General features: G+C 40.8%; 22 protein-coding genes and 1 tRNA gene. 2 read left to right on the top strand and 21 right to left on the bottom strand.

Annotation, left to right across the window (positions count from 1 at the left end):
* Positions 1–35 precede the first annotated feature (35 nt).
* From ftsX to trxB, 8 genes are all read right to left on the bottom strand, one after another.
* Positions 36–941 carry a permease-like cell division protein FtsX gene (gene ftsX / locus LKD41_RS09530; protein ID WP_117842235.1) on the bottom strand — a complete coding sequence of 302 codons (906 nt, stop codon included), beginning with the start codon at positions 939–941 and terminating at the stop codon, positions 36–38.
* Positions 931–1,614 carry a cell division ATP-binding protein FtsE gene (gene ftsE / locus LKD41_RS09525; protein WP_022243561.1) on the bottom strand — a complete coding sequence of 228 codons (684 nt, stop codon included), beginning with the start codon at positions 1,612–1,614 and terminating at the stop codon, positions 931–933. Before ftsE ends, ftsX begins: the two co-directional genes overlap by 11 nt.
* Before the next feature lie 22 nt (positions 1,615–1,636).
* Complete coding sequence (locus tag LKD41_RS09520) at positions 1,637–2,725, bottom strand: PucR family transcriptional regulator (protein ID WP_117696702.1); 1,089 nt, start codon at positions 2,723–2,725, stop codon at positions 1,637–1,639.
* A gap of 150 nt (positions 2,726–2,875) precedes the next feature.
* Positions 2,876–3,697 (bottom strand): YitT family protein, encoded by an 822-nt coding sequence (locus LKD41_RS09515; RefSeq protein WP_331470912.1) that lies wholly within the window; start codon positions 3,695–3,697, stop codon positions 2,876–2,878.
* A gap of 60 nt (positions 3,698–3,757) precedes the next feature.
* Entirely contained in the window at positions 3,758–4,429 is a 672-nt protein-coding gene (locus LKD41_RS09510; protein WP_022243564.1) for a WecB/TagA/CpsF family glycosyltransferase, read from the bottom strand.
* 641 nt (positions 4,430–5,070) lie between these two features.
* Positions 5,071–6,066, bottom strand: a complete 996-nt coding sequence (mgrA, locus tag LKD41_RS09505) for an L-glyceraldehyde 3-phosphate reductase (protein ID WP_227701036.1) — start codon at positions 6,064–6,066, stop codon at positions 5,071–5,073.
* A gap of 399 nt (positions 6,067–6,465) precedes the next feature.
* Positions 6,466–7,707 carry a C40 family peptidase gene (locus tag LKD41_RS09500; protein ID WP_227701035.1) on the bottom strand — a complete coding sequence of 414 codons (1,242 nt, stop codon included), beginning with the start codon at positions 7,705–7,707 and terminating at the stop codon, positions 6,466–6,468.
* Positions 7,708–7,833: 126 nt separating this feature from the next.
* Complete coding sequence (gene trxB / locus LKD41_RS09495; protein WP_431978795.1) at positions 7,834–8,745, bottom strand: thioredoxin-disulfide reductase; 912 nt, start codon at positions 8,743–8,745, stop codon at positions 7,834–7,836.
* 132 nt (positions 8,746–8,877) lie between these two features.
* Here trxB and LKD41_RS09490 point away from each other — a divergent pair, with 132 nt between their 5' ends.
* Positions 8,878–9,072, top strand: a complete 195-nt coding sequence (locus LKD41_RS09490; protein ID WP_022243568.1) for a YjfB family protein — start codon at positions 8,878–8,880, stop codon at positions 9,070–9,072.
* A gap of 110 nt (positions 9,073–9,182) precedes the next feature.
* Here LKD41_RS09490 and LKD41_RS09485 read toward each other — a convergent pair whose 3' ends face one another.
* From LKD41_RS09485 to LKD41_RS09465, 5 genes are all read right to left on the bottom strand, one after another.
* A complete protein-coding gene (locus tag LKD41_RS09485) occupies positions 9,183–9,557 on the bottom strand; it encodes a RidA family protein (protein ID WP_227701034.1) in 375 nt (124 codons plus the stop codon).
* A 95-nt stretch (positions 9,558–9,652) separates the two neighbouring features.
* Positions 9,653–10,489 (bottom strand): CvfB family protein, encoded by an 837-nt coding sequence (locus tag LKD41_RS09480; protein WP_117842228.1) that lies wholly within the window; start codon positions 10,487–10,489, stop codon positions 9,653–9,655.
* A 13-nt stretch (positions 10,490–10,502) separates the two neighbouring features.
* A complete protein-coding gene (locus tag LKD41_RS09475) occupies positions 10,503–11,207 on the bottom strand; it encodes an acyl-[acyl-carrier-protein] thioesterase (RefSeq protein WP_118057107.1) in 705 nt (234 codons plus the stop codon).
* A gap of 193 nt (positions 11,208–11,400) precedes the next feature.
* A tRNA-Gln gene (locus LKD41_RS09470) sits at positions 11,401–11,472 on the bottom strand.
* 99 nt (positions 11,473–11,571) lie between these two features.
* Positions 11,572–12,228 carry a YigZ family protein gene (locus LKD41_RS09465; protein WP_227701033.1) on the bottom strand — a complete coding sequence of 219 codons (657 nt, stop codon included), beginning with the start codon at positions 12,226–12,228 and terminating at the stop codon, positions 11,572–11,574.
* Positions 12,229–12,405: 177 nt separating this feature from the next.
* On the opposite strand from LKD41_RS09465, the gene LKD41_RS09460 reads away from it, so the two are divergent.
* The gene (locus LKD41_RS09460) at positions 12,406–15,210 is read left to right on the top strand and encodes a transglycosylase domain-containing protein (protein WP_227701032.1); all 2,805 of its coding nucleotides are present in this window, start codon (positions 12,406–12,408) and stop codon (positions 15,208–15,210) included.
* A gap of 187 nt (positions 15,211–15,397) precedes the next feature.
* Here the strand turns inward: LKD41_RS09460 and LKD41_RS09455 are convergent, their stop codons facing one another.
* The 8 genes from LKD41_RS09455 to whiA form a co-directional block, all read right to left on the bottom strand.
* A complete protein-coding gene (locus LKD41_RS09455) occupies positions 15,398–16,594 on the bottom strand; it encodes an ammonium transporter (protein ID WP_227701031.1) in 1,197 nt (398 codons plus the stop codon).
* 169 nt (positions 16,595–16,763) lie between these two features.
* The gene (locus LKD41_RS09450; RefSeq protein WP_227701030.1) at positions 16,764–17,102 is read right to left on the bottom strand and encodes a P-II family nitrogen regulator; all 339 of its coding nucleotides are present in this window, start codon (positions 17,100–17,102) and stop codon (positions 16,764–16,766) included.
* Positions 17,103–17,348: 246 nt separating this feature from the next.
* The gene (locus tag LKD41_RS09445; protein ID WP_227701029.1) at positions 17,349–19,469 is read right to left on the bottom strand and encodes a glutamine synthetase III family protein; all 2,121 of its coding nucleotides are present in this window, start codon (positions 19,467–19,469) and stop codon (positions 17,349–17,351) included.
* A gap of 298 nt (positions 19,470–19,767) precedes the next feature.
* The gene (locus LKD41_RS09440; RefSeq protein ID WP_227701028.1) at positions 19,768–22,614 is read right to left on the bottom strand and encodes an AAA family ATPase; all 2,847 of its coding nucleotides are present in this window, start codon (positions 22,612–22,614) and stop codon (positions 19,768–19,770) included.
* A 604-nt stretch (positions 22,615–23,218) separates the two neighbouring features.
* Complete coding sequence (gene fba / locus LKD41_RS09435; RefSeq protein WP_022243577.1) at positions 23,219–24,085, bottom strand: class II fructose-1,6-bisphosphate aldolase; 867 nt, start codon at positions 24,083–24,085, stop codon at positions 23,219–23,221.
* 71 nt (positions 24,086–24,156) lie between these two features.
* The gene (locus LKD41_RS09430) at positions 24,157–25,065 is read right to left on the bottom strand and encodes a diacylglycerol/lipid kinase family protein (RefSeq protein WP_117696671.1); all 909 of its coding nucleotides are present in this window, start codon (positions 25,063–25,065) and stop codon (positions 24,157–24,159) included.
* A 25-nt stretch (positions 25,066–25,090) separates the two neighbouring features.
* Positions 25,091–25,345 carry an HPr family phosphocarrier protein gene (locus LKD41_RS09425; RefSeq protein ID WP_022243579.1) on the bottom strand — a complete coding sequence of 85 codons (255 nt, stop codon included), beginning with the start codon at positions 25,343–25,345 and terminating at the stop codon, positions 25,091–25,093.
* A gap of 21 nt (positions 25,346–25,366) precedes the next feature.
* Complete coding sequence (gene whiA / locus LKD41_RS09420; protein ID WP_022243580.1) at positions 25,367–26,284, bottom strand: DNA-binding protein WhiA; 918 nt, start codon at positions 26,282–26,284, stop codon at positions 25,367–25,369.
* Between the last annotated feature and the right edge of the window lie 5 nt (positions 26,285–26,289).

The raw sequence follows: 26,289 nt of genomic DNA, 5'->3' as shown, positions 1-26,289 counted from the left end.
TGACTGCCCCAGTACACAGGCGATACCCTTTGTCCTTATACTTTCAAATGCTTCTTAATAGTCAGCCGGCTGCCAACAAATCCAATTCCCACTCCCAACAGCAGTGAAATTGGAACCAGACTGTGAAACAGTTCTGCAACCGGAATAAAATTCATAATATTATCTAAAAAGCTGAATTTGTCCGCTACATATACTATAATCTTGCCATACATGAAGTAAAGCAGAATCAGTGGCAATGCAGAACCCAGAAGTCCAATCAGCACACCCTCTACTACAAATGGTGCCCGCACAAAAGAATCCGTAGCTCCAATCAGCTTCATAATCGCAATCTCTTCTCTTCGTACCGAGATGCCAACTGTAACGGTATTACTGATTAAGAAGATAGCAACCGCAAGCAGGATTAAGATAATGCCTCCGGAAACATACGCAATCAGTTTATTAAAATCAGACAATGTATTTGCCACCACTGCAGAATGATGCACTTCCCTTACGCCATCTAAGGACTCTAAATATGTAACCAGTGCATCCTGCATGGAAACATCTTTCATATAAATTTCATAACTGGCAGAATTAGCAAGTGGATTCTCCGCAAATCCCTCTGCTGCTTCTTCTGAGCCACCAAAATATGTCTCTTTACACCTTTCCCACGCTTCATCTGCGGAAATAAATTCATAGCTGGCAACTTCCACACGCTTACTAATTTTATTACCAATCTCATCTATCTGTTCCTGCGAGATTCCCTCATTAAAGAAAACAGATACTGCAACGCCTTCCTCTGCCTCTTTTACCATTGACTGGAAGTTTTCTACAATCGAATAGAAAAGTCCAAACAAAAAGATACAGGCACACATGGTCGCAATAGATGCTACTGAAAACATTTTGTTACGCCAGATATTCTTGATACCCTGTTTTATTGAATAGAAAAACGAACTAATCCTCATCGCTGCAATCACCTTTCTCGTCACTGATAATGACGCCTTTCTTCATTGTGATTACACGTTTCTTCATTGCCTTGACAATCTCAAGATTATGTGTAACAACGACTACTGTCGTTCCCTTCTGGTTAATCTCCTCTAAGAGCTTCATGATTTCCCATGCATTATGGTTATCAAGATTACCGGTCGGCTCATCTGCCAGAAGAATCTTCGGCTGATTTACCAGTGCTCTTGCAATGGCAACCCTCTGCTGTTCTCCACCGGACAACTGTTTTGGATAAGATTTATATTTGGCAGCCAGCCCTACCATAGATAACATGGTCGGTACACTGCTTCTTATGAGCCTTGCCGGAGTACCTATTACCTTCTGGGCAAATGCTACATTCTCATATACATTTCTGTCTTTTAAAAGGCGGAAATCCTGGAACACAACACCCACATTACGCCGATATTTCGGTATCTGTTTTCTCCGGATTGCATTTAAATTACGGTTGTTAATCGTAATAACCCCTTTGGTCGGCTCTAATTCTTTTAACAATAATTTAATCAGTGTTGACTTTCCGGAGCCGCTGTTTCCAACGATAAAAACAAATTCCCCTTCTTCTATATTAAGACTGATATCATTTAATGCCGGTATTCCTGCCGAATATGACTTGCTTACATGTTCAAGCTTAATCATGTGTTCCTCCTAAAACTACTGCTTAGTAATCCAATGTCTCCATATATTTCATGTATTTTACTACCATTAACGCAATTTTAAATGTAATGGCATCTTCAAATACCCGAAGATCTAAGCCTGTACTTTTCTGCAGTTTATCCAGACGGTATACCAGTGTATTTCTGTGTATGTATAACTGTCTGGATGTTTCTGAAACGTTCAGGCTGTTTTCAAAGAATTTATTGATGGTAGTAAGTGTTTCTTCATCAAAATCATCCGGAGATTTTCCATCGAAAATCTCTTTGATAAACATTTTGCAAAGTGGAATCGGGAGCTGATAAATCAGACGTCCAATTCCCAGTGCAGAATACGCAATAATATTCTTCTCTTCAAAGAATATCTTTCCTACATCCAATGCCATTCGGGCTTCTTTATAAGAACGGGATACTTCCTTAATCTCATTTACTACGGTACCATATGCGATATAAGCCTCGCAGTCTTCATCTGCCTTGAACAGATTTAAGATAACTTCTGCCGTTTTCTCCAAATCCTCATAGGTCTCATTTTCTGCAAGTTCTTTTACCACAATGATATTTTTCTCATCTACCGCTGTCACAAAATCCTTGGACTTGCCGCCAAAGATACTGCGTACTTTTTCCAGTTCATTTCCGTCCTTTTCCCGGTTGGTTTCTACAACATATACCACGCGGCGTACTTCCGTCTCAATATGAAGCTTCTTCGCACGGTTATAAATATCTACTAAAAGAAGATTATCCAATAAAAGATTCTTAATAAAGTTGTCCTTATCAAACCGTTCCTTATATGCTACCAGAAGATTCTGAATCTGGAAACCGGCAATTTTTCCCACCATATACACATCATCACTGTCACCATTTGCCAGTAAAACATATTCTATCTGATGATCATCAAAAACTTTAAAGAACTGGCATCCCTGAATCACCTGACTGTCTGCCGGAGATTCTACAAATGCCAATGCAGGATTGATATAATTATCTGCATCGGGAAATGTGGTTGCCAATACTTTCCCCTCAGTATCGATAATGCACATATCCACTCTTGTAATCCCTTTCAAACCGTCAATTGTGTTTTGAAGTATCTGATTTGAAATCATACTTTTTTCTCCTTCTCTTATCAATATCGCCCCAGTTACTGGACAACTTTCACAAAAAATTCGCATCCTTTTGTGAAAGATAAAACTCTTTGAATCTTATTTTAATGCAAAACGTCAAAAAAATAAAGAGGAAATGTGAATATTTTTATGCTAATATTCCAAAAAACCTTCTCCCAGCACTTCCCGGGCATCCGTCACAATTACAAAAGCTTTCGAGTCAAGTTCCATTACTATCTCTTTTAACTCTACAATTTCCTTTTTCGACACTGCACAAAAGAGTATGTCCTTCTCATTTCCGGAATACATTCCCTTTGCATGAATCGCCGTAACACCGCGGTTCATCCGGTGCATCAGTGCATCTGCCACTTCAGCGGCATCTTCCGTAATGATATACGCCGCCTTGGAATATTTGATACCTTCCATAATTGCATCCGATACTTCCGTTGTTATAAAAATTGCCACCACAGCATATAACGCCGGCTTTACTCCAAAGAAAAACATTCCGCTTAACACAATAATACCATCTAACACCAGCATAATCTGTGCAATGGTATATTGTTTAAGAAAACGCTGTAATAAAGTGGCTACCATATCTGTCCCTCCAGTAGAGGACTTCGTCACCAGAACCAGACCGATTCCCGCTCCGGAGATGCATCCGCCATAAATAGCTGCCAGCATATAATCATCCTGGGCTATATTCCAGTGAGGCAGTACCAGAAGCCAGAAAGACAGCATTACCATTCCATATAATGCCCGCCACAAAAATTTCTTTCCCTTTCTTCTCCATGCGCATAAAAAAACCGGAAGATTCAACGCCAGGTTCGTAAACCATAACGGAATTCCTCCGGGAATCCATTTTACTGTCAGTTGTCTGATGAGAATTGCAACTCCGGTAAATCCACCAACAACCATTCCTACCGGGTCATAGATGGACTGAATTGCTATACCCATAAGGCAGGTTCCTGCTGTCATACACAAATAATCCACTATGGCCGGTCTTTTATATCCCAGACCCATAACCATCCGTTTCCTTTAATCTTTATTATATTTGTGTAATTTGCTCTGCAGTTTCTTCTTATGAATCAATCTGCCCGCTATCTGGGATATTCTGCTGATACGGGAACGCGGTGCATAATCACTGCTCAACCCATACCATATTTTAGCATCCAGTTTGCTTTTATTTTCTGTCAAAAACTGTTCCTGTAACGGAGACGGCAGAATGGAAAAAATAACATCTGCACTGGCACTGTTAATCTCATTTACCACACTTTCAAAGTCATTGGACTTTTCCTCTATCGCACAATGACCTGCCACCTCAATCTGTTCGTATTTTCCTACAAGGAAATGCTCCAGCTGTTCTTCCTGAGCAATGGTTTCTGCCAACAAAAATACTCTCTTATGGTTACGGATAATCCGCTTGATGAATTCCCTGAAAAAATCATGATTGATTGTCTCACTGATCCGCTGGCTGGAATGAACATCTGCCGCAATCAGAATCTCCTTCTCTCCGATTACCGCAAGATCCAGCTGTTCCATGCACGCCCGTACTGTTTCATCCCGTCCTGCCAGTTCTAGCATCTTCATATCTATGGTCTCTATGGTATTCATTACCGTGTTATCCAGATAATTTTCTACCTGCATCATTGCTTCACGGACTGTATAATTATCTACTTCTATTCCCAGTATATCGATTTTCTTTAACATCTTACACCTGTCTTATTCTGTGCATTTTCATGCGCTTTTATGCAAGTAGTATAGCAAAAGCTCCTGTTTTTTTCAACCATTGTGCAAATTTTCTGTAATTATTTTCTCCGATTGTCTTTTTACACCTTTGTAAATAAACTGACATTTTCAGACAATTTTATATGATTTTTTCAATATTGCAATGTCAATAGATTTTGTATATTTTTTTGAAAAGTTATCAACTTTATCATTTGTTCACAAAACATCCGTTCTTATTTTTTGCTATGTAAACCTATATTTTTCTCCTTTTTTCTGTGGATAATGTGTATAACTTGGTGTATAACTCCTTTTTTTCGATATTTCCACATTTTTCGATGTGGATAACTTTTGGGACTTTTTTATAATTTCCAGCACTTTTTTTCGACGTTCTTTTCTTTTTTGTGCATATTGTATATTTTCAAAAAAGAAGTGTAAAATTGTCTGATTGCAATTTACACTTCTTTTCCGTCAAATGAATTTCTTTTCCACTTTTCAAAATAGTCCCTCTTCCACATATGTATATTTACATAATATCATATTCGTTCACATAACTATTTTGATTAGAAAATTGTATGAACAATTCCTTCTATTCTTTTTTCTAAAACTGCATCTGCGTCCAGGATTCAGGCTCTGCAGACAGCTTCGATTTCTTCTAACTCTTCCGTGGTAAATGCCGGTGCATCTACAATCTTTAAATTATCTAATATCTGCTGTGGACGGGATGCGCCAATCAGAACACTTGCTACCGTCTCATCCCTTAATATCCAGCTTAATGCCATCTGTGCCAGTGTCTGTCCACGGCGCTTTGCGATTTCATTCAGGCTCTTAATCTGCTGCATTCTTGTTTCCGTAAGGTCGGATGCATGAAGGAATCTGCCATCTCTTTTAATCCGGCTGTCCTCAGGGATTCCATTGAGATATTTATCCGTCAGCATTCCCTGTGCAAGTGGAGAAAATGCAATCACACCTTTCCCCTTCTCTTTTGCAGCTTCCAGTAAGCCATTATTCTCTACCGTACGGTCAAAGATATTATAGCGGTTCTGGTTTATCACAAAAGGGCACTTTAAATCTTCTAAGATTTCAGCCGCCTGTTTCATATGTTCTCCATCGTAATTAGAGATTCCTACATATAGTGCTTTTCCGCTTCTTACAATCTGGTCTAATGCCAGCATGGTTTCTTCCAATGGCGTATCCGGATCCATTCTGTGATGATAAAAAATGTCCACATATTCAAGTCCCATACGTTTTAAGCTCTGGTCTAAGCTCGCAATCAGATACTTCCTGCTGCCATGATCCCCATAAGGTCCCGGCCACATATCAAAACCTGCTTTCGTTGTAATTAACAATTCATCGCGGTAGGCATGCAGTTCTTCCCGCATGATCCTGCCAAGATTACTCTCTGCACTGCCATATTCCGGGCCATAATTATTTGCCAGGTCAAACTGTGTGATTCCATGGTCAAATGCCGTAAAACACATCGCCTTCATGTTCTCATAATTATCATTGGTTCCAAAATTATGCCAGAAACCAAGGGACAATATTGGAAACAACAATCCGCTCTTTCCTACTCTTCTGTATTTCATGGTTTCATATCTTTGTTCTGATGCTGTATATTCCATCTGTGGTAACCTGCCTTTCCTTTCATTCTATAATAATGCGCCTCCGCCACTTTATTAGCTGATTTTATTATAATTGCAGTTTTTCCAGATAAAAATAGAATATTTTTTAATAACGTATCAAATTTTTATATCTGCTTTTTTCCAAATGTCTACCTGCAGTGTGCATCCTCGCGGAACGTTTTTTACTTTACAGGAAAGCAATTTCCTGTAAAGCAAAAAAAGGACTGTTGCAACCGCAACAGTCCCTGTTTATCTTTTTCAATATTATTTCATCCTTAATTTTACCATAAACTACAAGAAACACGCTTTGCGAGTTTCTCGAGTTATCGCGGTGCTCGCCAAATCTGCATGCAAGCATGCGATTTTTCTCGCTACTCGCGTAAATCAAATCCGGACATCCTAGAAAATACGTCTTACGGAAAGAACTGGCTTATAGTCAATCGGTGATGTAAATTTGATTCCAGAAGATGGTGTGCTGGCATGTACGATTGTGTTGTTACCAACATAAATTGCAACATGTCCGCTGTAGCATACGATATCGCCCGGCTGCATCTGGTCTGTACCAACTTCATATCCGCAGCCTCTCATTGCTCCTGAAGAATGTGGTAATGATACTCCAAACTGTGCATACACACTCATTACAAATCCGGAACAGTCTGCTCCGTTTGTTAAGCTTGTTCCACCTGCTACATATGGATTACCAACGAACTGGCTTGCGAAGTTTGCAACTGCTGCTCCATCAGATCCGGATGGTGCATTGTATGTAGATGTACCACCAGATGTACTGGAGGATGAGCTGCTGCTCTTAGAAGATTTTTCTGCTGCTTTCTTTGCGGCTTCTTCTGCTGCTTTTCTTTCAGCCTCTTCTTTTGCAAGTCTTGCGGCTTCTTCTTCTTTGGATTCTGCCTGAACGAATTCAGTAGATAATGTTACATAATCAGCGGATACATATCCCTCGCCCTCTTCGATGGAAACTTTTACCCATCCATCTACAGACTCGTCTGTAACTGTCAAATCATCCAGTCCTGCAACCATTCCAAGTTTCTTAGAATCGGTAGAAGGCTCTGTTCTCACAAATAAAGTAACTGCATCTTCATTTACAGTTGCTACACGACGTCCGACGGAACGGGCCAGTTCTTCGTTGCCGACTACTACATATTCACTCTTAACGTAACCGGTAACGGTACCAGAAGTAATCTGATACCAGCCATCTACGGTCTGCTGGACGGTTGCTGCTGAATTATTATAAAGCTTACCAAGCACCTCACTGTCTTCTGATGCTTCGCTTCTGATATTTACATAGTTATCAACCTGTGCAATTGCCACATTTGCGAACGGATCTTCTTCTGCCGGCTGTGCCTCTTCTGCTGTATCCTGCTGTGCTGCATCCCCTTCTGTAACAACAGGTGTGTCATTATTCTGTGCAGTTGCCACATTCGCCTTTGCTACAAGCTCACTGCTTGCCATATAATTGCTGAATGTCAAAGAAAAACCTGCTACTAATGTGTCATTGGAAGCCCCCACTTCCATTGCTGAAGTAACACCTGCGACTGGTGCTGCATATGTTGTTGTATTGCTTCCAGTGATTAATAATGCGCTTGCGAGTCCGCAGGCTGTTAATCTTAACGCTTTCTTATACATAAAAACCTCCAAACCTAACGATTTGTTACAAATTTATTACATTTATTACAGAGTCATTATAGCGCAGCTAATCTATCATGTCAACCTAAAATTCCCGCTTTTTTTTACATCATTCTTTCCATTCTTTTACGAAATTGCTCCATCACTTTCCATAGAAGCAATGGCATTGGCGCCATCTGCTACTGCAGTTACCACCTGACGCAGCTGCTTGGTTCTGACATCTCCCACTGCATATATGCCAGGCACACTGCTCCTTCCATCCTCTCCGGCTTTGATATATCCTGTATCATCCAATGCCAGATCCGGTATTACTTTTACGGTATTCGGTGCCATTCCCACAGCAACAAAAATGCCATTTACCGGAAGCATTTTTTCTTCCTGTGTCTTCTTATTTAATATTTTGATTTTCTCTACCATTCCTTCCCCGCAGATTTCCTCTACTACGGTATCATATAATATTTCAATTTTTTCATTTGTCTGCACCTGCTCCGCCAACACTTTTGCGCCACGGAAACTGTCTCTCCGGTGAATGAGGTATACTTTTTCACAACCTCTTGCCAAAAAGAGTGCATCCTCTAACGCAACATCACCACCGCCTGCCACCGCAACAGTCCGATTCCGGAAAAATGCTCCATCGCAGGTAGCACAATACGAAACTCCCATACCGGTAAGTCTTTCCTCCCCCGGTACCCCAAGCTTCCGGTAAGATGCTCCTGATGCAATGATTACTGCTTTTGCTTCATACTGTTTCTGATTTGTTGTTACAAGTTTCTTTTCCTGCTTATTCTCCACCGATACAACCTGTTCTTTTGCAAAGGTTACACCGCTCTTTTGGGCATGTTCACGCATCTTCTGCGCCAGTTCAAATCCACCAACTCCCGGCAGTCCCGGATAGTTGTCCACCTCACTGGTATTGACAATCTGACCTCCACTCATAGGTTTTTCTTCTATTATAAGTGTATCAAATTTTGCTCTTCCTGCATAAATTGCTGCTGACAGCCCCGCAGGACCGCTTCCTATTATAATCACATCATACATGTTATGGTTCCTCCATTTCTTCAGCAGGATAAGTATACCACCTTTTCCAAAATATATGAATGTTTCCTTGCTTTTTCTAATCTGCCATGCCATAATGAAAGTACATATCAAAGCAGAAAGGATGTGACTGATATGGATATTGCAGCATTAAACAATACTGCTTTAAGCGCACTCAACAGTGCCTCTACTCCAACCAGCGAAGCGATTGGAGTTGCAATGCTGAGTAACCAGCTGGATGTCAGTCAGAGTATGAGTGACAGCCTGATTCGTGCCATGGAATTGTCTGTAAATCCTGCTGTTGGCGGGAACTTTGATGTCTCCGTTTAAATCCACTGTATGGTTTTGCAAGACAATACATTGCAACGCAAAAGACCGGAACCTTTTTCTTCCTTCAGGGAGACTTTAAGATTTCCGGTCTTTTTCTATGTTTCCTTGTCTTATTTCATTGCGATTGCTTCGACTTCAAGCATAACGTCTTTTGGAAGACGTGCTACTTCTACGCAGCTTCTTGCCGGGAAATCGGTGGTAAAGAATGTCTTATAAACCTCATTAATTGCTGCGAAATCATTCATCTCTTTGATGAATACCGTCGTCTTAACCACTTTGTCCATATTTGTGCCCGCTGCTTCTAAAAGATTGGAAAGGTTGGTCAGCGCCTGTTTTGCCTGTGCTACAGAGCCTTCCGGAATCTCGCCGGTTGCCGGTACAACGGGAATAATACCAGAAGTATATACCATTCCATTTACTTCAATTGCCTGTGAATATGGTCCGATTGCTGCCGGTGCTTTTTCTGTTGCGATTACTTTCTTCATGTCTCGTTCCTTCTTTCTTTATTTAAATAATAACTATTCGCAGTGCTCGCCAAATCTGCATGCAAACATGCGGTTTTTCTGGCTGCTCGCGTAAATTAACTGTTTTTACGGATTGCATGCTCGCTGAGGGTTATCTTTCTCTCCTTATAGAGTCTGCCTATAGCACGCTTGAATGCTGCCTTGCTAAGTCCGGTTTCCCTCATGATTACTTCCGGTGATGCCTTTTCTGTAAATGGCAGTACACCGGCATAGGAATCTATCACTTCCATTACCTTCTGTGCATCGCTGTCCATCTGAAGGTAAGCTTTTTCCCGAAGGGTAATATCCAGTTTGCCATCCGGTTTTACATTGACTACCCTGGCAGCAATTACATCCCCTATCCGAAGATGGCTGCTGTCCTCATGCTTGGAAATCATTGCAGAATATTTATCATCCACCGCCGCAAAGGTTCCAAAATTATCACTGAATTCATAGATTCTTGCTTCTACTTCATCCCCTGCTTTATATGGAGAATCTTTGCTTAAAAGGTCATAAAGATTCTTCATGCTGGCACAAAGTCTGCGGCTCTTATCAATATATAAAGTTACCATGACTTCATCCCCGGCATTTACCTTGCGGGTCATCTCCTTATAAGGAAGGAATAAATCCTTTTCCAGTCCCCAGTCTAAAAATGCTCCTATTTTACCAACTTCCAATACCGGAAGCACTGCAAGCTGTCCCAGTACCAATTTCGGTTCATGGGTGGTTGCAATCAGGCGGTCTTTGGAATCCCGGTATAAAAAGATTTCTACTTTATCTCCAATGCAAAGTCCCTCCGGCACCTGTTTTGCCGGCAAAAGCACTCTGGTCTCATCCTCCGGATTTTCTGCCAGATACATTCCAAATTCAACTTTCTTTACTGCTGTCAGTTCCTGTTTTTCTCCAAGATTCATATTTTCCTGCTTTCTATTGTTCAAATTCTACAATGGCATATGGCTTCTGCTCTTCATCCGCCAGTGATACCAGATACATTTTATCATCTGCATATACAAATGGGAATACCTTGTCTCCTAATACTGCTGCTTTCCGGTATTCTGCCCGCATTTTATGGATATTAAAATTCTCAGGCAGATAATTCTTTGCCATGGCAATATACTGTTCATTATTTACATGATGATTGGTATCAATCTGCTCCGGGCGAATCTGAAAGCTTTCCTTTTCCTGCATTTTCTCCGGAAGTTTTATCTTTCTGTCCGCATAGTCCATTTTGAAAGGTTCTTCCATCTGATATTCTTCTAACATCTTATCAGAAATCCGTGCCGGTCTTTCCCTCTTTAAATCCATAAAAATCCACTGGGAATCCGCATAAGCACAGATTTTTCCCTCAGCATCCTCTATGGTAAAATTACGATAACCATAAAAACCTTTAAAGTTATATGGCCAGGTCTTTACTGTTATTTTTTCTCCAAGAACCGGCAGCCGTTCTACCACAATCTGCCAGGATGCCAAAAACCATGCCTGTGCATGCTCCTTCAAATAGTCCACGCCAATTCCAAGATCCTCTGACTGGAATATACAACAATCCTGCAGATAATTAGTCAATGCCTGAAATGTCATCTTCTGTCCGCTGTCTGCTTCACTATATCTTACTCTGCTTTTCATGGAATACATAGATGTGTCCTCCTTGTAAATGCCTGGCTATTAAAAAGAATGTGCCTGGGCACATTCTCGCGCCTGCGGCAGCTGCTTGCGACATCTACCTTATACGCCGCGGTGCGCATCCTCGCAGATCGTTTTTTACTTTACAGGAAAGCAATTTCCTGTAAAGTAAAAAAACACCACGCTGCTGTGGTGTTTTCATGAGCAGGGCTACAAGGATTCGAACCTTGAAATGACGGAGTCAGAGTCCGTTGCCTTACCGTTTGGCGATAGCCCTTTGTTGTGTCAACAATGGGTATTCTACATGAAAACATTCCATTCGTCAAGCACTTTTTCGATTTTTTTTCGATTTTTTGCAAAAAGTTTTTACAGGTCATCAAAAAACCCTGATTGTACCGTTCAAATCTGCAAATTCAATGGTCTCTTCCCACATCAGCTTTGCCTTTCCACTGGTGGAATCCGTAAGTTTCTTTTCTAATTCCAGACACTGTTCTAACGGTACTGCTACATCCAGTTCCACACCTTCTGCATATTCGGTATCCATAATCGTAACGCCCTGTTCTGCCAGAAGATACTGTATCTTGCCAAGTCCTGTATAATCCGTACTTATCTTAAGACGCTTTCCCGGTCTCTTTTCAATGATGGTACAATTCTTTAAGCCCTCCTGTACAGCACCCTGATAAGCACGCACCAGTCCACCGGTTCCCAGAAGTGTTCCACCAAAATACCGGGTTACTACTACCACTACATCCCGGATGCCCTCCCGTAAAAGTACGTCTAACATCGGACGGCCTGCTGTGCCGGAAGGTTCTCCGTCATCCGAGCAGCGGGTCAGCTCCTGATTTCTTCCTATTATAAATGCGGAGCAGTTATGTCTTGCATCCCAGTATTTTTTCTTCATAGCATTGATATATGCTACCGCTTCCTCTTCTGTGGTAACTGGTGCAATATTTGCAATAAACCGCGATTTTTTCTCTTCAATCTCACCACTGCCGCCTTCATATATTACTTTTCCGTTTGAAACTTCTGACATATTGCATTGCTCCTGCCTCTTTTTTCGTTTCCTTATTGTAGCATGATTTCCATTTTTCCTGCAAGGAAACCTTAAGAATTTCTTATCAAAACCTTGCGTTTTTACTTTTTTCTTTATTATATGGTATCTTTTTGCTATAATAAGAAAATAATGTTATTAATCCAAAGGAGGCACATTATGAATTATGGAAAGAAGAGTACCGCCAGGAAGGAAAAAGAGCTCACTTCCAAAGGTACTATGGTCCGTAAGAAGTTTTCCGTAATTTTCTGCAAGACTCTACTGATCTGCTTTTTCTTAGCAGCTGTCGTCGGTATTTGTGCAGGAATCGGAATCTTCAAAGGAATCATTGATTCTACACCAGATATAGATGATATTGATGCAAGTCCTACCGGACAGCTCTCTACCGTTCTTGACGATGAGGGTAATGAAATTGCCACTCTGGTTACTTCCGGTACAAATCGTGACCCGGTAACCATTGACAAGATGCCGATTAATCTTCAGCATGCATTCGTAGCCATCGAAGATGAACGTTTTTACGAGCACAACGGAATTGATATCAAAGGAATCATCCGTGCCGGCTTCAAAGGCATTGCATCCGGTTTTCATTTTCATCAGGGAGCCAGCACAATTACACAGCAGCTTCTGAAAAACAACGTCTTCACCGACTGGACAAGCGAAGACAGTATGGCTGATAAGTTTGAGCGTAAAATACAGGAACAGTATCTGGCTATACAGCTTGAAAAAAGAGAATCCAAGGACTGGATTCTGGAAAATTACTTAAACACCATTAACCTTGGTCAGAATACCCTTGGTGTCCAGGCTGCATCCAAACGATATTTTAACAAAGATGTATCTGACTTAACACTTTCTGAGTGTGCAGTAATTGCAGCGATTACCAAGAGTCCGACAAAGTATAATCCGATTACTAACCCAGACAACAACGCATCCCGTCGTAAAGATGTCTTAGACAATATGTTAGACCAGGGTTATATTTCGCAGGAAGAACACGACGAAGCGTTAGAAGATAATGTCTACGACCGTATTCAGATTGTAGATAACAGCACTTCTTCTACTGCAAATGTCAACTCCTACTTTGTGGATACCCTTACCGACCAGGTAATGGATGACTTAATCAATGAATTAGGTTATACCGAGACACAGGCTTTCAATGCACTCTATGGTGGTGGTCTTACCATTTACTCCACCCAGAATACTAATCTCCAGCAGATTTGTGATGAGGAAGTCAATAACTTAGACAACTACAATGGTCAGGTGGAATATTCTTTCTCCTACCGTCTTTCCATCCAGAAAGCCGATGGTACACTGCAGAATTACAGTGAACAGACCATGCTCACCTACTATCGTGAAAAAACCGGTAATAACAACTACAACATCAACTTCAGTTCCAAAGAAGATGCCCAGGCTGCCATTGACCAATATAAAGCAGATATTATGGAAGAGGGAGATACCATCCGGGGCAGCGGCGAATCCGTTACCTTTACGATTCAGCCACAGGCTTCCCTTACACTGATGGATCAGGCTACCGGTGAAGTGAAAGCATTAGTTGGTGGCCGTGGTGATAAAACCGCAAACAAAACCTTAAACCGGGCTTCTGATACCACCAGACAGCCGGGTTCCACCTTCAAGATTTTAGCTGCTTATGCACCTGCTCTTGACAGTGGCGGAATGACCTTAGCTTCTGTAGAAGATGATGCTCCTTATTCTTATACCAATGGACGTTCTCTTCGTAACTACGATGGCCAGTATCGCGGATTTACTACTTTAAGAGAAGCAATCTGCCACTCCATCAATATTGTAACAGTTAAGACCCTCACCGATATCAGTACCGATTTAGGTTACAGTTATTTACAGAATTTTGGATTTACCACCTTAGATGCTGAACATGATAATAATCAGGCTCTCTGCCTTGGAGGTATCTATAAAGGTGTTACCAACTTAGAATTAACTGCTGCCTATGCAACCGTTGCAAATGGCGGTACTTATACCAAACCAAGATTCTATACCAAGATTTTAGACCATGACGGAAATGTTTTAATTGACAATACTCCGCAGACCCATACTGTATTAAAGGACACCACTGCATGGCTCTTAACCAATGCCATGGAAGATGTTGTGACCTCCGGTACCGGTACAATCGTTAACTTCGGTTCTATGCCGATTGCCGGTAAAACAGGTACTACAACCTCTGACCGCGATGCTCTTTTCATAGGATACACACCATATTATACCTGTGGTGTATGGGGCGGATATGATGATAACAGCGAACTTTCCAGCACCAGATATCCAAAGTTAATCTGGAAAGCAGTTATGTCCCGTGTTCATGAAAATCTGGAATATAAAGACTTTACTATGCCAAGCGGAATTACTTCTGCTGTCGTATGTAAGAAATCCGGAAAACTTGCCGTAGAAGGTTTATGTGACTGTGATCCGCGTGGCAGCATGGTTGAAACAGAATATTTTGCAACCGGCACAGTTCCAACAGAAGTATGTGACCATCATGTCAGTGCAACAATCTGTACTTCCTCCGGAATGCTTGCAAATGAATATTGTCCGGAAGAAACAAAACAGACTGGTATCTATATCGTTGGCGGTTCTGAAGGTACGGATGATTCTCCATATCTTATGACAGATGAATTATCCAACAGCACCTGTAACGTACACACTTCAAGTTCCGTTACACAGCCTTCCACCCCATCTACTAATACAACAGATACCTCTAATCCAACCAGTGGAAGTCTTACTGGTGGTGGGGATAATACTACACCAGATCATGGTAATACCGGAACCGGAACCAGTACAAATACCGGTGGTGATACAGGAACCAATGGTGGTACAGGAACCGGCAGCAATACAGGAACCGGTGGTGGTACAGGAACCGGCGGCAATACAGGAACCGGTGGTGGTACAGGAACCGGCGGTGGAAGTTCCGGTACCGGCTCTGATGGAAACACTACGAATTAACCAAATCATTATTCTATAATCAGACACCTATAGAAGCTGCCAAAGGCAGCTTCTATTTTTTCTATCTGATGCCGGGCACAGACAACAACAAAAGCCCTGACATACGCCAGGACTTTCGTTGTTGATGTATATACTACTAAGGGGATTAGATAATTACTAACCTAATCACAATTAGATTAGTACATGATTAGTGAAGTTCTCTTGTTACAAAATCCGGGTAAGCTGACTCTAAGCCATGCTCAGTAGAATCCAGACCTTCTAACTCTTCTTCTTTTGATACTCTAAGACCAATTGTCTTCTTTAATACGATAAATACAATGCTCATGGTTACAATTACCCAGCCTGCGATACATACGACACCAAGTGCCTGAATAGCCAGATGATGAACTCCGCCACCATAGAAGAGGCCATCTGTATAATCGAAGAGACCTACCATCAATGTTCCAAAAAGACCACAGACACCGTGTACGGATACAGCGCCAACCGGGTCATCTACTTTTAATTTGTCTTCTACAAAGTATACTGACATGGTACAAAGGATACCAGCTAAACCACCGATAACGAATGCACCTACTGCATCAACATTTGCACATCCTGCTGTAATTGCTACCAGACCTGCCAGGGAACCATTTAAAGACATGGACACATCCGGTTTACCATTCTTAATCCAGGTATAAATCATTGCTGTAACAGTTGCTGCTGCCGGTGCAATGGTTGTTGTTGCAAAAATCTGTGAAAGCTGTAAGGTATCAGTTGCTGCTGCACCATTAAATCCATACCAGCCAAACCAGAGAATAAATACTCCCAAAGCACCAATTAAAATGTTGTGACCCATAATAGGTCTTGATTTACCATCTTTGTCATATTTACCAATACGAGGTCCTAATAAAGCGGCTCCGATAAATGCGGTAATTCCACCTACCATATGAATACATGCAGAACCTGCGAAATCTGTAAATCCAAGGTCTGTAAGCCATGGAGTTCCGCCCCATACCCAGTGTGCTTCTACCGGATATACAATCAGGCTGATTACAAAACTGTAAATACAATATGTAATGAACTTGGTACGCTCTGCCATTGCTCCAGATACAATTGTTGCAGCTGTTGCACAGAATACCAGGTTAAATACGAAATTGGACCAGTCTGTTGTTCCAAAATTCTTCAATGGGTTTAAACCCCATCCCACAAATTTTCCATCACCACAAAGAATATTATATCCTAATAAATAAAATGCAACGGTACCAATACAGAAGTCCATCAGGTTCTTCATTGTAATATTACCTGTATTTTTTGATCTGGTAAAACCAGCCTCTACCATTGCAAATCCACATTGCATAAAAAATACTAACGCTGCTCCCATCAGGAACCAAACACTCATATCCATAATCATTTCCTCCTTTACCAAAATAAATATTAAAGTAAAAAAAATAGAGATATCAAACAAGGCTCTCTCCTTGTCTGCTTATCTCCTTCGATAATATTTATTTGCGATATTCATTTTTCAATATCCACAAGACAGTTACCTATCTGTGCCTTACTCCTCTTTGCATCTTTTATAATGCTTTGTCACCATGTTCACCGGTACGGATACGAACGGCATCTTCTACATCATACACAAAGATTTTACCATCACCAAAGTTACCGGTATTAATCTCATCTACTACCTTATCAATTAATCCTGGTGCAACTTCATCTGAGACAACGGTCTCTACTTTGATTTTCGGAAGTAATGTTACATTATAAGATGCTCCACGGTAATTCTTGATAATACCCTTCTGATTACCATATCCCATGCTGTTTACAATGTTTAAACCATTGACTTCATTGCTTTCTAAGACTGCTTTCAAGTCTTCAAGCTTTTCCGGTTTGATAATAATTTCCAGCTTTTTCATATTATCTCGTCCTCCTTCTTATTATTGTTCACAATTTATTCACCTGGTATTCAAAGATGATTCACTTTATCAACACGTTTTTTTCAAATTAGGCTGATATAGTATAGTCATAAGCAAAAGAAAAACATAACTTTAAATATTCTTTTTCATAATCTGCCAGGTAACTTAAGTTGCCTGGCATCCTCCCTTTTATGCCTCTTTTTTCCGTCTGTTCTAAGGAGAATGCCCTGCAATTAAAGTTCTTTCTTATACTTCGAAGATTAAATCTCCATAAGATGGCATTGGCCATATATCTTTGTCAACAAGCATCTCTAACTTGTCAACCGGAGCTCTTAATGCATCCATTGCTGTTTTTACAACATCTCTATAATATACAGCCTGATTTCTTCCCTCTTCCATTGTTCCACCTTTTTCTGTTACTTCTTCCAGTTTTGCCAAAGCAACCTTGGTCTCAGATAAGAGGTCAGATACTTCTGCCAGTAATTCTGTCTGAACACTGATGTCTGCATCACATACAGATTTTACAGCTGCTGCAGAAGTTGCAAGCTCTGTTGTATATTTGATAACTGCCGGGATAATCTGTTTTCCTGCAATATCAATCATAGCTTTTGCTTCGATGTTAATCTCTTTTGCGTAGGTCTCATATTCGATTTCTACACGGGAATCCAGCTCCGCTTTGGTAAATACACCAAAACGCTCGAATAAAGAAACTGCTTTTTCTGTATTCAGTGCCGGGATTGCGTCAACCATGGACTTGATGTTTGGAAGTCCACGACGCTCTGCTTCCTCTACCCATTCATCAGAGTATCCGTTTCCGTTGAATACGATTCTCTGATGCTCAGTTGCATATTTCTTAATCAGATCATGTACTGCCATATCGAAATCGTCTGCTTTTTCCAGTTCATCACACGCCTCAGAAAATGCTTCTGCTACGATTGTATTCAATACAACGTTAGGCTGTGCGATGGAATCCTGAGAACCAACCATACGGAACTCGAATTTATTTCCGGTAAATGCAAATGGTGAAGTTCTGTTACGGTCTGTTGCATCTTTCATGAAGTCAGGCAATGTCTTAACACCAGTCTCTAATTTAGAACCAGCTAAACTGTGTGTAGCTTCTCCGGTACAGATAAGCTGTGATAATACATCCTGTAACTGTTCTCCAAGATAGATAGAAACGATTGCTGGCGGTGCCTCGTTTGCGCCTAATCTGTGGTCGTTTCCAACGTCTGCTGCAGATTCACGAAGCAGATCTGCATGTTTATCTACTGCTTTTAAGATACAGGTAAGCACTAATAAGAACTGTACGTTCTCATGAGGTGTTTTGCCCGGCTCTAATAAGTTAATTCCATCATCTGTTGTGATAGACCAGTTGTTATGTTTTCCAGAACCATTGACACCTGCAAATGGCTTCTCATGAAGCAGACACTGCAAGCCATGACGACCGGCAACCTTCTTTAAGGTTTCCATTACTAACTGGTTGTGGTCTACTGCTACGTTTGCTTCGGAGTAGATTGGAGCTAACTCATGCTGTGCAGGAGCAACTTCGTTATGCTGTGTCTTTGCAGATACACCAAGTTTCCATAATTCTTTATTTACATCTCTCATGTATGCTGCAATTCTCTCACGGATGATTCCGAAGTAATGGTCATCCATTTCCTGTCCTTTTGGAGGCATTGCTCCAAATAAGGTACGTCCGGTAAAGATTAAATCTTTTCTCTTTAAATATTTTTCTCTATCTACGATGAAATATTCCTGCTCCGGTCCAACGGAAGGAGTTACTTTCTTAGATGTTGTATTTCCAAATAATTTTAAAAGACGAAGAGACTGGGTATTAATCGCTTCCATAGAACGAAGTAACGGTGTCTTCTGGTCTAATGCTTCTCCTGTGTAAGAGCAGAAAGCGGTAGGAATGCAAAGAGTTGCTCCTGCTGCATCCTGTCTTACGAATGCCGGCGAAGTACAATCCCATGCTGTATATCCTCTTGCCTCAAAGGTTGCTCTTAATCCACCGGATGGGAAAGAAGATGCGTCTGGCTCACCTTTGATTAATTCCTTACCGGAAAAGCTCATTAAAACTTTACCGTTTGGCATTGGTGCTGTAATAAAGGAATCATGTTTCTCAGCGGTTACTCCTGTTAATGGCTGGAACCAGTGTGTATAATGGGTAGCTCCTTTTTCGATTGCCCACTCTTTCATCTCATGTGCCACTACGTCTGCTGTCTCGGGATCTAATTCTTTTCCCTCTTCGATTACTTCTCTTAACTTTTTGTAGGTCTTTTTCGGAAGACGTTCCTGCATTACTGCATCATTGAATACGTTCTCGCCGAAAATATCTGCTACATTGAAATATTCTGTCTCACTCATACTATACATCCTTTCTGCCTCTCACCATAAATCCCCTGAGAAATATGATTTTTATTTTCTGCAATCAATGTATGACTTCTCTCCTCCGGTAATTCCCCAGATATAGAAAAAAGGGCATTCCAATTCCTTTGGAACACCCTTGTTCGTCACGCACATTTCATCTGCTATATCTAAAATACATGAAACTTTCTAAAAAATCAAGTCAAAGTTTATATTTTTTTTATTTTTGATACATTCTACAAATTTGTGCAAAATAATATACATTTTTTGTCGATTTTATCAATCGCCGGTTTCGAAATCAGTTGCTGCCAGGCGGTACTGCATACCCATTCTCATCTGCAACTACTTTTTCCGTACCCTCTTCTGTGCTTTTTAATGTACACATTCCGTGGTTTCCAGCGCGGACTGCATCCAGATCCTCCTGCAGAATCTGGTTAATATCTGCGTCCTCTGCATGGGCAACCCGTTCTGACATCACCATGATAAGCTCTTCATTTAAGTTCCTTACCCAGCGTCCGTTGCTGTGATCTGAAGTCAGACTGTAGTTATTCTTTACCAAATCTGCATAAGCTGCTTCATCCACTTCATATGCTGCGTTATGTAAACCAAGAAGTCCAATCTTCACAATTTCATCCGGTGTATAATCCTCAAAATCAAAGGTATGCGGAATACGGCTGGCAAGACCGGAGTTCATCTGTAAGAACGCAGACATTTCCTTCGTATATCCGGCAAAGATAATAACCATATCTTTTCTGTGGTCTTCCATAAATTTTAAAATCTCATCGATGGCTTCCTTACCAAAATCATTTTCGCTGCCCTGACTCAGGGAATATGCCTCGTCAATGAAAAGGACGCCACCCAATGCTGACTCTAAAACTTCTCTTGTCTTCTTGGCTGTCTGACCGATATAGCCTGCCACCAGATCACTTCTTGATACCTCAATAAATTTCTTCTGGCTGATAATTCCCTTCTGATAAAGAACCTCACCTACAATACGGGCTACCGTTGTCTTTCCGGTTCCCGGATTACCAAGGAATAAGGAATGCAGTGTGAAGTCACTGTTTTCCATGCCCTGTTCTTCTCTCCGGTGATTTAATTCTACCAATGAAATAAAGCGGTTTACCTGTTCCTTTACACCATTGATTCCAATCAGCTTCTGCAGACGTTCCAATGCATCCTCATCCTTCTTACCGGATGCCTGATATCTGCCCTGTGCTAAGACTTCATCAATATCTGCTCTGGTGATAGTTTCCAAATCCTCTGTTCCCGTATTCATAACACGGTTGGCAAAGGCTTTCAGCAATTTCTCATTAAAGTTTCGAATCCAACGGGCATTGCTATGGTCTAAGGAATTACGATATGCACGTTTTACCTGCTGTGCATAGTATTCTTCATCTTCAAACTGATACTGTTTCTTTACCAGATCCTTTTCGCCAATCTCAACGATTTCATCCGGTGTATAATCCTCAAAGACAAATTTGTTTGGCACACGGGAAGTAAGTCCCGGATTGGTCTTTAAAAACTCTTCCATCTCTTTGGTATATCCGGCGAAGATAATCATGATTTCTCCACGGTGGTCTTCCATATACTTTAAGATGGTATTAATTGCTTCAATACCAAAGTCTACATTAGCATCCTTTTTATTCAGGGCATATGCCTCATCAATAAATAACACACCGCCTTTGGCTTTTTCCAATAATGCCAGTGTCTGCTGCGCCGTTCCACCTACATTCTGGGAAATAAAGTCCGGCTCGGATGCTTCTATCAATTTAAATTCATCACTCTTAAATGCTCCGGATTCAAATAAAACTTCTCCGATTAACCGGGCTACGGTTGTCTTTCCGGTTCCCGGATTTCCAAGGAATACGGAATGATAAGACTGCTCCTGCGGCTCTAATCCTTTTGCAATGCGCTGCTGGTTGAATTCCACCATACGAAGCATTTTATCAATCTCTTTCTTGACGCTGCCAAGTCCGATCAACTGATTCAACTGCTCTCTTGCACTTACCTGTGGCTTATCAGAATCTTCACTGCCATTGCCGGCATTTCCGGATGCTCTGCCATTCTTTGGATAATAAGTCTTGCAGCCCTCTTCTGCCTCAATATTCAGTTCACTTACTTCTCCACCATTATGTTTCAATTCCTTCACACTAAAAATGGAATCCTCTGTCATTCTGATATTCGGTGAATTCACATGATTTAAGGTAAGAGTGTCTCCATATACTACGGAACGATTCATGATGCCAAGGTCAATCTTGTCTTCACTCTCACCTAAAATATTCCATTCTCCAAGAATACATGCTGCTGATTCATCCTGTATCATAGCTCCTTCACGAATCACCGTATTCTTAAAGGTAGCTTTTGCATCCTCCACTTTTATAGAAGTAAATTCATTTCCCTCAGAATGTAAGCCGGAACCACTCTTCACACATATGGCTGCACTAAATCCCGGTTGCAGGATACGGGATGATACAATGCTTGCTGTACTTTTATCCAGCCATACTGCCGGATATTCTTTGTCCTTGTCACAGCCCTTAATGGTACTGTTTACAATTTCTACATTACAGCCTGCTGCATTTATGGCATTTCCATCCCCTGTCTGAAGGGTACTGTTATTCACTTTAAAATCTACATTGTCTATAATCAGCTTACAGTCCTGGAAAACGCAGTTATCCAGTTCCAGCTTACTGTTTTCGATATAGCTTTTTATATACAATTTCGGATTTTCCATGATGGTAGTGTTTTTCAAAACCACCTTTGATTCATTCTCTGCATAAATCAGCGGATATACCTCACCATCCGTCTGTGAATTTTCCAGCACGCAGTTTATCAGGCTGACTTCTGCCTGCTCTTTGCAGTTAATGATATTGGTTCTTTCCACTCCATAACAAATCCAGATGTTTTCAAATGTTACATTTGCCTGTTGATTGATATTAAATTTTCCTGTAATTACATTGGTAAAGTTCTGATTTCCACCCTCTGCCAATGTAACTTTTCCTTCAAAATGAAGGTCTTTGCTTATGGCAATGCCATCCACCACCGGCGAATAGCCTGCCTGAAACTCAATGGTATCCCCCGCAGCCGCTGCCTGAATTGCATCCGGCAGTCTCCAAGTATTATTATCTGTTCCAACCAGATATCTCATCTATTTGCTTCCTCCCTGTTTTTCCTGCAAACTACGAGAAACACGCTTTGCGAGTTTCTCGAGTTATCGTGGTGCTCGTCAAATCTGCATGCAAGCATGCGATTTTTCTCGCTACTCGCGTAAAAGAAAAAGACCTCATAGAGCAGTTCCTGCCGCCCTACAAGGTCTTTGTTTTTGCTTAATTTTGTCACTCCATAGGCTAGTAAATTTTACTCTTTAGAAATAAAATACTCTGCCTTGAAATGCAGAAAATCTGACCTTATAAAAAATATTATAGCGCGCCCACTATATTTTGTCGATACTATTTTACTTAGCATCTCTTATATTTTTAACCTATACTATAAAACCTATCAAATGTTTTTTTGAAACTGAATACTTCACAATGGATTCAATTCCCAGTAGATGACAAAAGTTTTCTTCATCGAACCTTAATTGAATAGAACTCTGCTATATCATACTGATAAATAAACGGATTTAAAAATTTTCTATTTTCAAAAAAAGACCTCATAGAACGGTTTTCCCGCTCTACAAGGTCTTTGTTTTTCATTATTTTATTCATCCCTTCGGTTAAAATTTTTTGCCTTGGGATAGATAAAAATCATTCTTATTCTGCTTTTCCAACAGAACCAAATAATTCCATTTTTTCTTTTACAGTAGCTTTGATTGCTTCTGCACCCGGAGCTAATAATTTACGTGGGTCAAATCCTTTGCCCTCTAAGTCCTTACCAGCTTCGATATATTTACGTGTAGCATCTGCAAAAGATAACTGACACTCTGTATTTACATTAATCTTAGATACGCCAAGAGAGATAGCTTTCTTAATCATATCTGCAGGAATTCCTGTACCACCGTGAAGTACTAATGGCATAGTTCCTGTCTTCTGCTGGATAGCGTCCAGAGTCTCGAAGGAAAGTCCTTTCCAGTTTGCCGGATATTTTCCGTGGATATTACCGATACCTGCTGCAAGCATATCTACACCAAGATCAGCGATTGTCTTACACTCGTTAGGATCTGCGCACTCGCCCATTCCAACTACTCCGTCTTCTTCTCCACCGATGGAACCAACCTCACACTCGATAGAAAGTCCAAGCTGATGAGCTACATTTACAAGCTCTGTAGACTTAGCAAGGTTCTCTTCAAATGGATAATGAGAACCATCAAACATGATAGATGTAAATCCAGCTTTGATACATTTATAACATCCTTCGTATGTTCCATGATCTAAGTGAAGTGCTACAGGAACTGTGATTCCAAGTTCTTCATCCATAGCTTTTACCATAGCTGCAACGGTCTTAAAACCTGTCATATATTTTCCTGCACCTTCAGATACACCAAGAATTACAGGGGATTTTAATTCTTCTGCAGTTAACAGTATTGATTTTGTCCACTCAAGGTTGTTGATATTGAACTGGCCTACTGCATAATGACCAGCTTTTGCTTTTTTTAACATTTCTGTTGCTGATACTAACATTTTGATTCCTCCATTGTTTTTTTTTCATTGTACCATGGCTTTTTCCAAAAATAAAGTTAAAAATATAACAATCATTTTACAGATGTTTCTTTATTCTTGACCATAATCTCCAAAGCCTGGTGCATATTTCTTATTTCCACTTCCTTATGGTCTCCCCCAAACTCACCATCTAAAGTCCATGGAATAATTTCTTCCGGATAAAACTTAATATTGCTGCTCTTAAATGAGTATACCAGGTCGGTATCATCCTTGCGGCTGGTTAATGCTGCAATAATCTCATTTAACTCCAGTGGATTCTTCGGTGCTTTAATCAGTGTCACCTCAAAAACACCGTCATCCAGGAGTACATTTTTACCTGTCAGGTTCTTAAATCCCCCCACAGAAATAGAATTGGTAATCATACCATAGATAAATTCGTCCTCTAATACCTCATCATCATATTCCACCCGCATCTTATAGACCGGAATGTCTAAAAGCTGTTTCATTCCTTCTAAAATATAAGCTGCGTGTCCTAATACATTCTTTAACTGCTGGCTGGTCTGATAAGATACTGCAGTAAACAGTCCAAATGCTGCCACATATACGAATGAATCTCCATTAAAATATCCTATATCTACCGGAAACCTTCTTCCCTTTACCGCTACATTTGCTGCCTTTAGCATGCTTTTAGGTATTCTTAAAGAATTGGCAAAGTCGTTGGTACTTCCTGCCGGAATATAACCAAGCAGTGTCTTTTCTTCACTTTCCATCATTCCGCTGACTGCTTCATCCAAAGTACCGTCTCCACCACTACAGACAATCAGATCATAATTCTTCGCTTCTTCTCTGACATGGTTCTGCGCATCCCCTTTGCTCTGTGTCGGATATATGGTTACTTCATAATCTGCCTTTACCATAATATCTACAATTTCTAACAGTTTATTCTTAATCAGTCCCTTGCCGGAATGTGGATTAAATATAAAAAGTAATTTCTTTTTCATTTTTTACATAACCTCTCTTTTCCTTCTAGCCCTCAGACAGGAACTGTTCCAATGTATCCAAGGCTTCCTTCTCGTCCTCACCCTCAGTAACAACTGTTACCATATCCTCATAATTCATTGCCAGTGACATCATACCCATAATGCTCTTCACATTTACTTTTTTATCTCCGGATTCAATATAAATACTGCTGGAAAAACGATTTGCAGTCTGAACAAGCAATGCAATGGGACTTGCTTCGACACCATTAACAAATTTAATGGTCACCTCTTTCTTCATCATATGTATTCCTCCTCATCCTTTTCATACTCTCATGTTTTCAGCAATTTCACTTATCTTTCTTAACCTGTGATTCACACCGGATTTTCCCACCGGCGGATTTAAGTATGCCCCCAGTTCCTTAAGAGGCGCTTCCGGGTGCTCCAAACGTACCTGTGCCATCTCGTAAAGATTATCCGGCAATTCCTGCAGTCGTCCCTTTTCCTGGATAAACTTAATATCTTCAATCTGCTTTACTGCAGCATTCACTGTCTTATTAATATTGGCAGTTTCACAATTTACCTGCCGGTTTACACTGTTACGCATCTCTTTCAAAATGCGTACATTTTCAAGGTTCATCAGTGCCACATGTGCTTCCATGATATTTAACATATCCACAATCTGTGCACCTTCTTTTAAGTATACCACATGGTGCTTCTTGCGTTCCACCACTTTCGCATCCATGCCAAAGTCACTGATTACCGTCCTGAGCTGTTCTGCCTGTTGTGGCGTTGCACATACAATTTCAAAATGATAGGATTTATGCGGGTCACTCATGGAACCCGAAGCCAGAAATGCTCCTCTTACAAATGTCCTTCTACAGCAGGACTTCTGCAGCAACATTCCATTTACTGCCTGTCGGAACGGATGCAGTGAACCGTCCTCTTCCAAAAATTTAAGTGCCATTAATACCCTGCGCATGGCATCCTGTTCTTCTATATATAACACACCCGGATTCTGTTCAGATAACTCTGCACTGATGTCAAATGCCCGCTTCAAAAGCGTATAGCACTTTTTTGCCAATCCGGCATGTTCTGTTGCAATTTCCAATCTGGGATCTGCTCCCGTCAATATCATTCTTCCGGAAAAACTTATAATTGCTGCAAGTTCTGCTAACTGGCAGTGTCTGCTTTTACTTATATGCTTCTCCAGTTCCGCCTTTACTTCTCCTGAAAAAGACATCTCAT

The organism is Roseburia sp. CLA-AA-H209, from assembly GCF_020687575.1.
GTDB classification, from domain to species: domain Bacteria; phylum Bacillota; class Clostridia; order Lachnospirales; family Lachnospiraceae; genus Roseburia_C; species Roseburia_C amylophila.
Note: the sequence above shows the minus strand (reverse complement) of the source record. Positions and strands in the feature narration are given on the sequence as shown.

Excerpts from the sequence above, each read along its gene's own strand:
- ftsX (WP_117842235.1), bottom strand. The coding sequence starts at position 941 with ATGAGGATTAGTTCGTTTTTCTATTCAATAAAACAGGGTATCAAGAAT.
- ftsE (WP_022243561.1), bottom strand. The coding sequence starts at position 1,614 with ATGATTAAGCTTGAACATGTAAGCAAGTCATATTCGGCAGGAATACCG.
- LKD41_RS09520 (WP_117696702.1), bottom strand. The coding sequence starts at position 2,725 with ATGATTTCAAATCAGATACTTCAAAACACAATTGACGGTTTGAAAGGG.
- LKD41_RS09515 (WP_331470912.1), bottom strand. The coding sequence starts at position 3,697 with ATGACAGCAGGAACCTGCCTTATGGGTATAGCAATTCAGTCCATCTAT.
- LKD41_RS09510 (WP_022243564.1), bottom strand. The coding sequence starts at position 4,429 with ATGTTAAAGAAAATCGATATACTGGGAATAGAAGTAGATAATTATACA.
- mgrA (WP_227701036.1), bottom strand. The coding sequence starts at position 6,066 with ATGGAATATACAGCATCAGAACAAAGATATGAAACCATGAAATACAGA.
- LKD41_RS09500 (WP_227701035.1), bottom strand. The coding sequence starts at position 7,707 with ATGTATAAGAAAGCGTTAAGATTAACAGCCTGCGGACTCGCAAGCGCA.
- trxB (WP_431978795.1), bottom strand. The coding sequence starts at position 8,745 with ATGTATGATGTGATTATAATAGGAAGCGGTCCTGCGGGGCTGTCAGCA.
- LKD41_RS09490 (WP_022243568.1), top strand. The coding sequence starts at position 8,878 with ATGGATATTGCAGCATTAAACAATACTGCTTTAAGCGCACTCAACAGT.
- LKD41_RS09485 (WP_227701034.1), bottom strand. The coding sequence starts at position 9,557 with ATGAAGAAAGTAATCGCAACAGAAAAAGCACCGGCAGCAATCGGACCA.
- LKD41_RS09480 (WP_117842228.1), bottom strand. The coding sequence starts at position 10,489 with ATGAATCTTGGAGAAAAACAGGAACTGACAGCAGTAAAGAAAGTTGAA.
- LKD41_RS09475 (WP_118057107.1), bottom strand. The coding sequence starts at position 11,207 with ATGTATTCCATGAAAAGCAGAGTAAGATATAGTGAAGCAGACAGCGGA.
- LKD41_RS09465 (WP_227701033.1), bottom strand. The coding sequence starts at position 12,228 with ATGTCAGAAGTTTCAAACGGAAAAGTAATATATGAAGGCGGCAGTGGT.
- LKD41_RS09460 (WP_227701032.1), top strand. The coding sequence starts at position 12,406 with ATGAATTATGGAAAGAAGAGTACCGCCAGGAAGGAAAAAGAGCTCACT.
- LKD41_RS09455 (WP_227701031.1), bottom strand. The coding sequence starts at position 16,594 with ATGGATATGAGTGTTTGGTTCCTGATGGGAGCAGCGTTAGTATTTTTT.
- LKD41_RS09450 (WP_227701030.1), bottom strand. The coding sequence starts at position 17,102 with ATGAAAAAGCTGGAAATTATTATCAAACCGGAAAAGCTTGAAGACTTG.
- LKD41_RS09445 (WP_227701029.1), bottom strand. The coding sequence starts at position 19,469 with ATGAGTGAGACAGAATATTTCAATGTAGCAGATATTTTCGGCGAGAAC.
- LKD41_RS09440 (WP_227701028.1), bottom strand. The coding sequence starts at position 22,614 with ATGAGATATCTGGTTGGAACAGATAATAATACTTGGAGACTGCCGGAT.
- fba (WP_022243577.1), bottom strand. The coding sequence starts at position 24,085 with ATGTTAGTATCAGCAACAGAAATGTTAAAAAAAGCAAAAGCTGGTCAT.
- LKD41_RS09430 (WP_117696671.1), bottom strand. The coding sequence starts at position 25,065 with ATGAAAAAGAAATTACTTTTTATATTTAATCCACATTCCGGCAAGGGA.
- LKD41_RS09425 (WP_022243579.1), bottom strand. The coding sequence starts at position 25,345 with ATGATGAAGAAAGAGGTGACCATTAAATTTGTTAATGGTGTCGAAGCA.
- whiA (WP_022243580.1), bottom strand. The coding sequence starts at position 26,284 with ATGTCTTTTTCAGGAGAAGTAAAGGCGGAACTGGAGAAGCATATAAGT.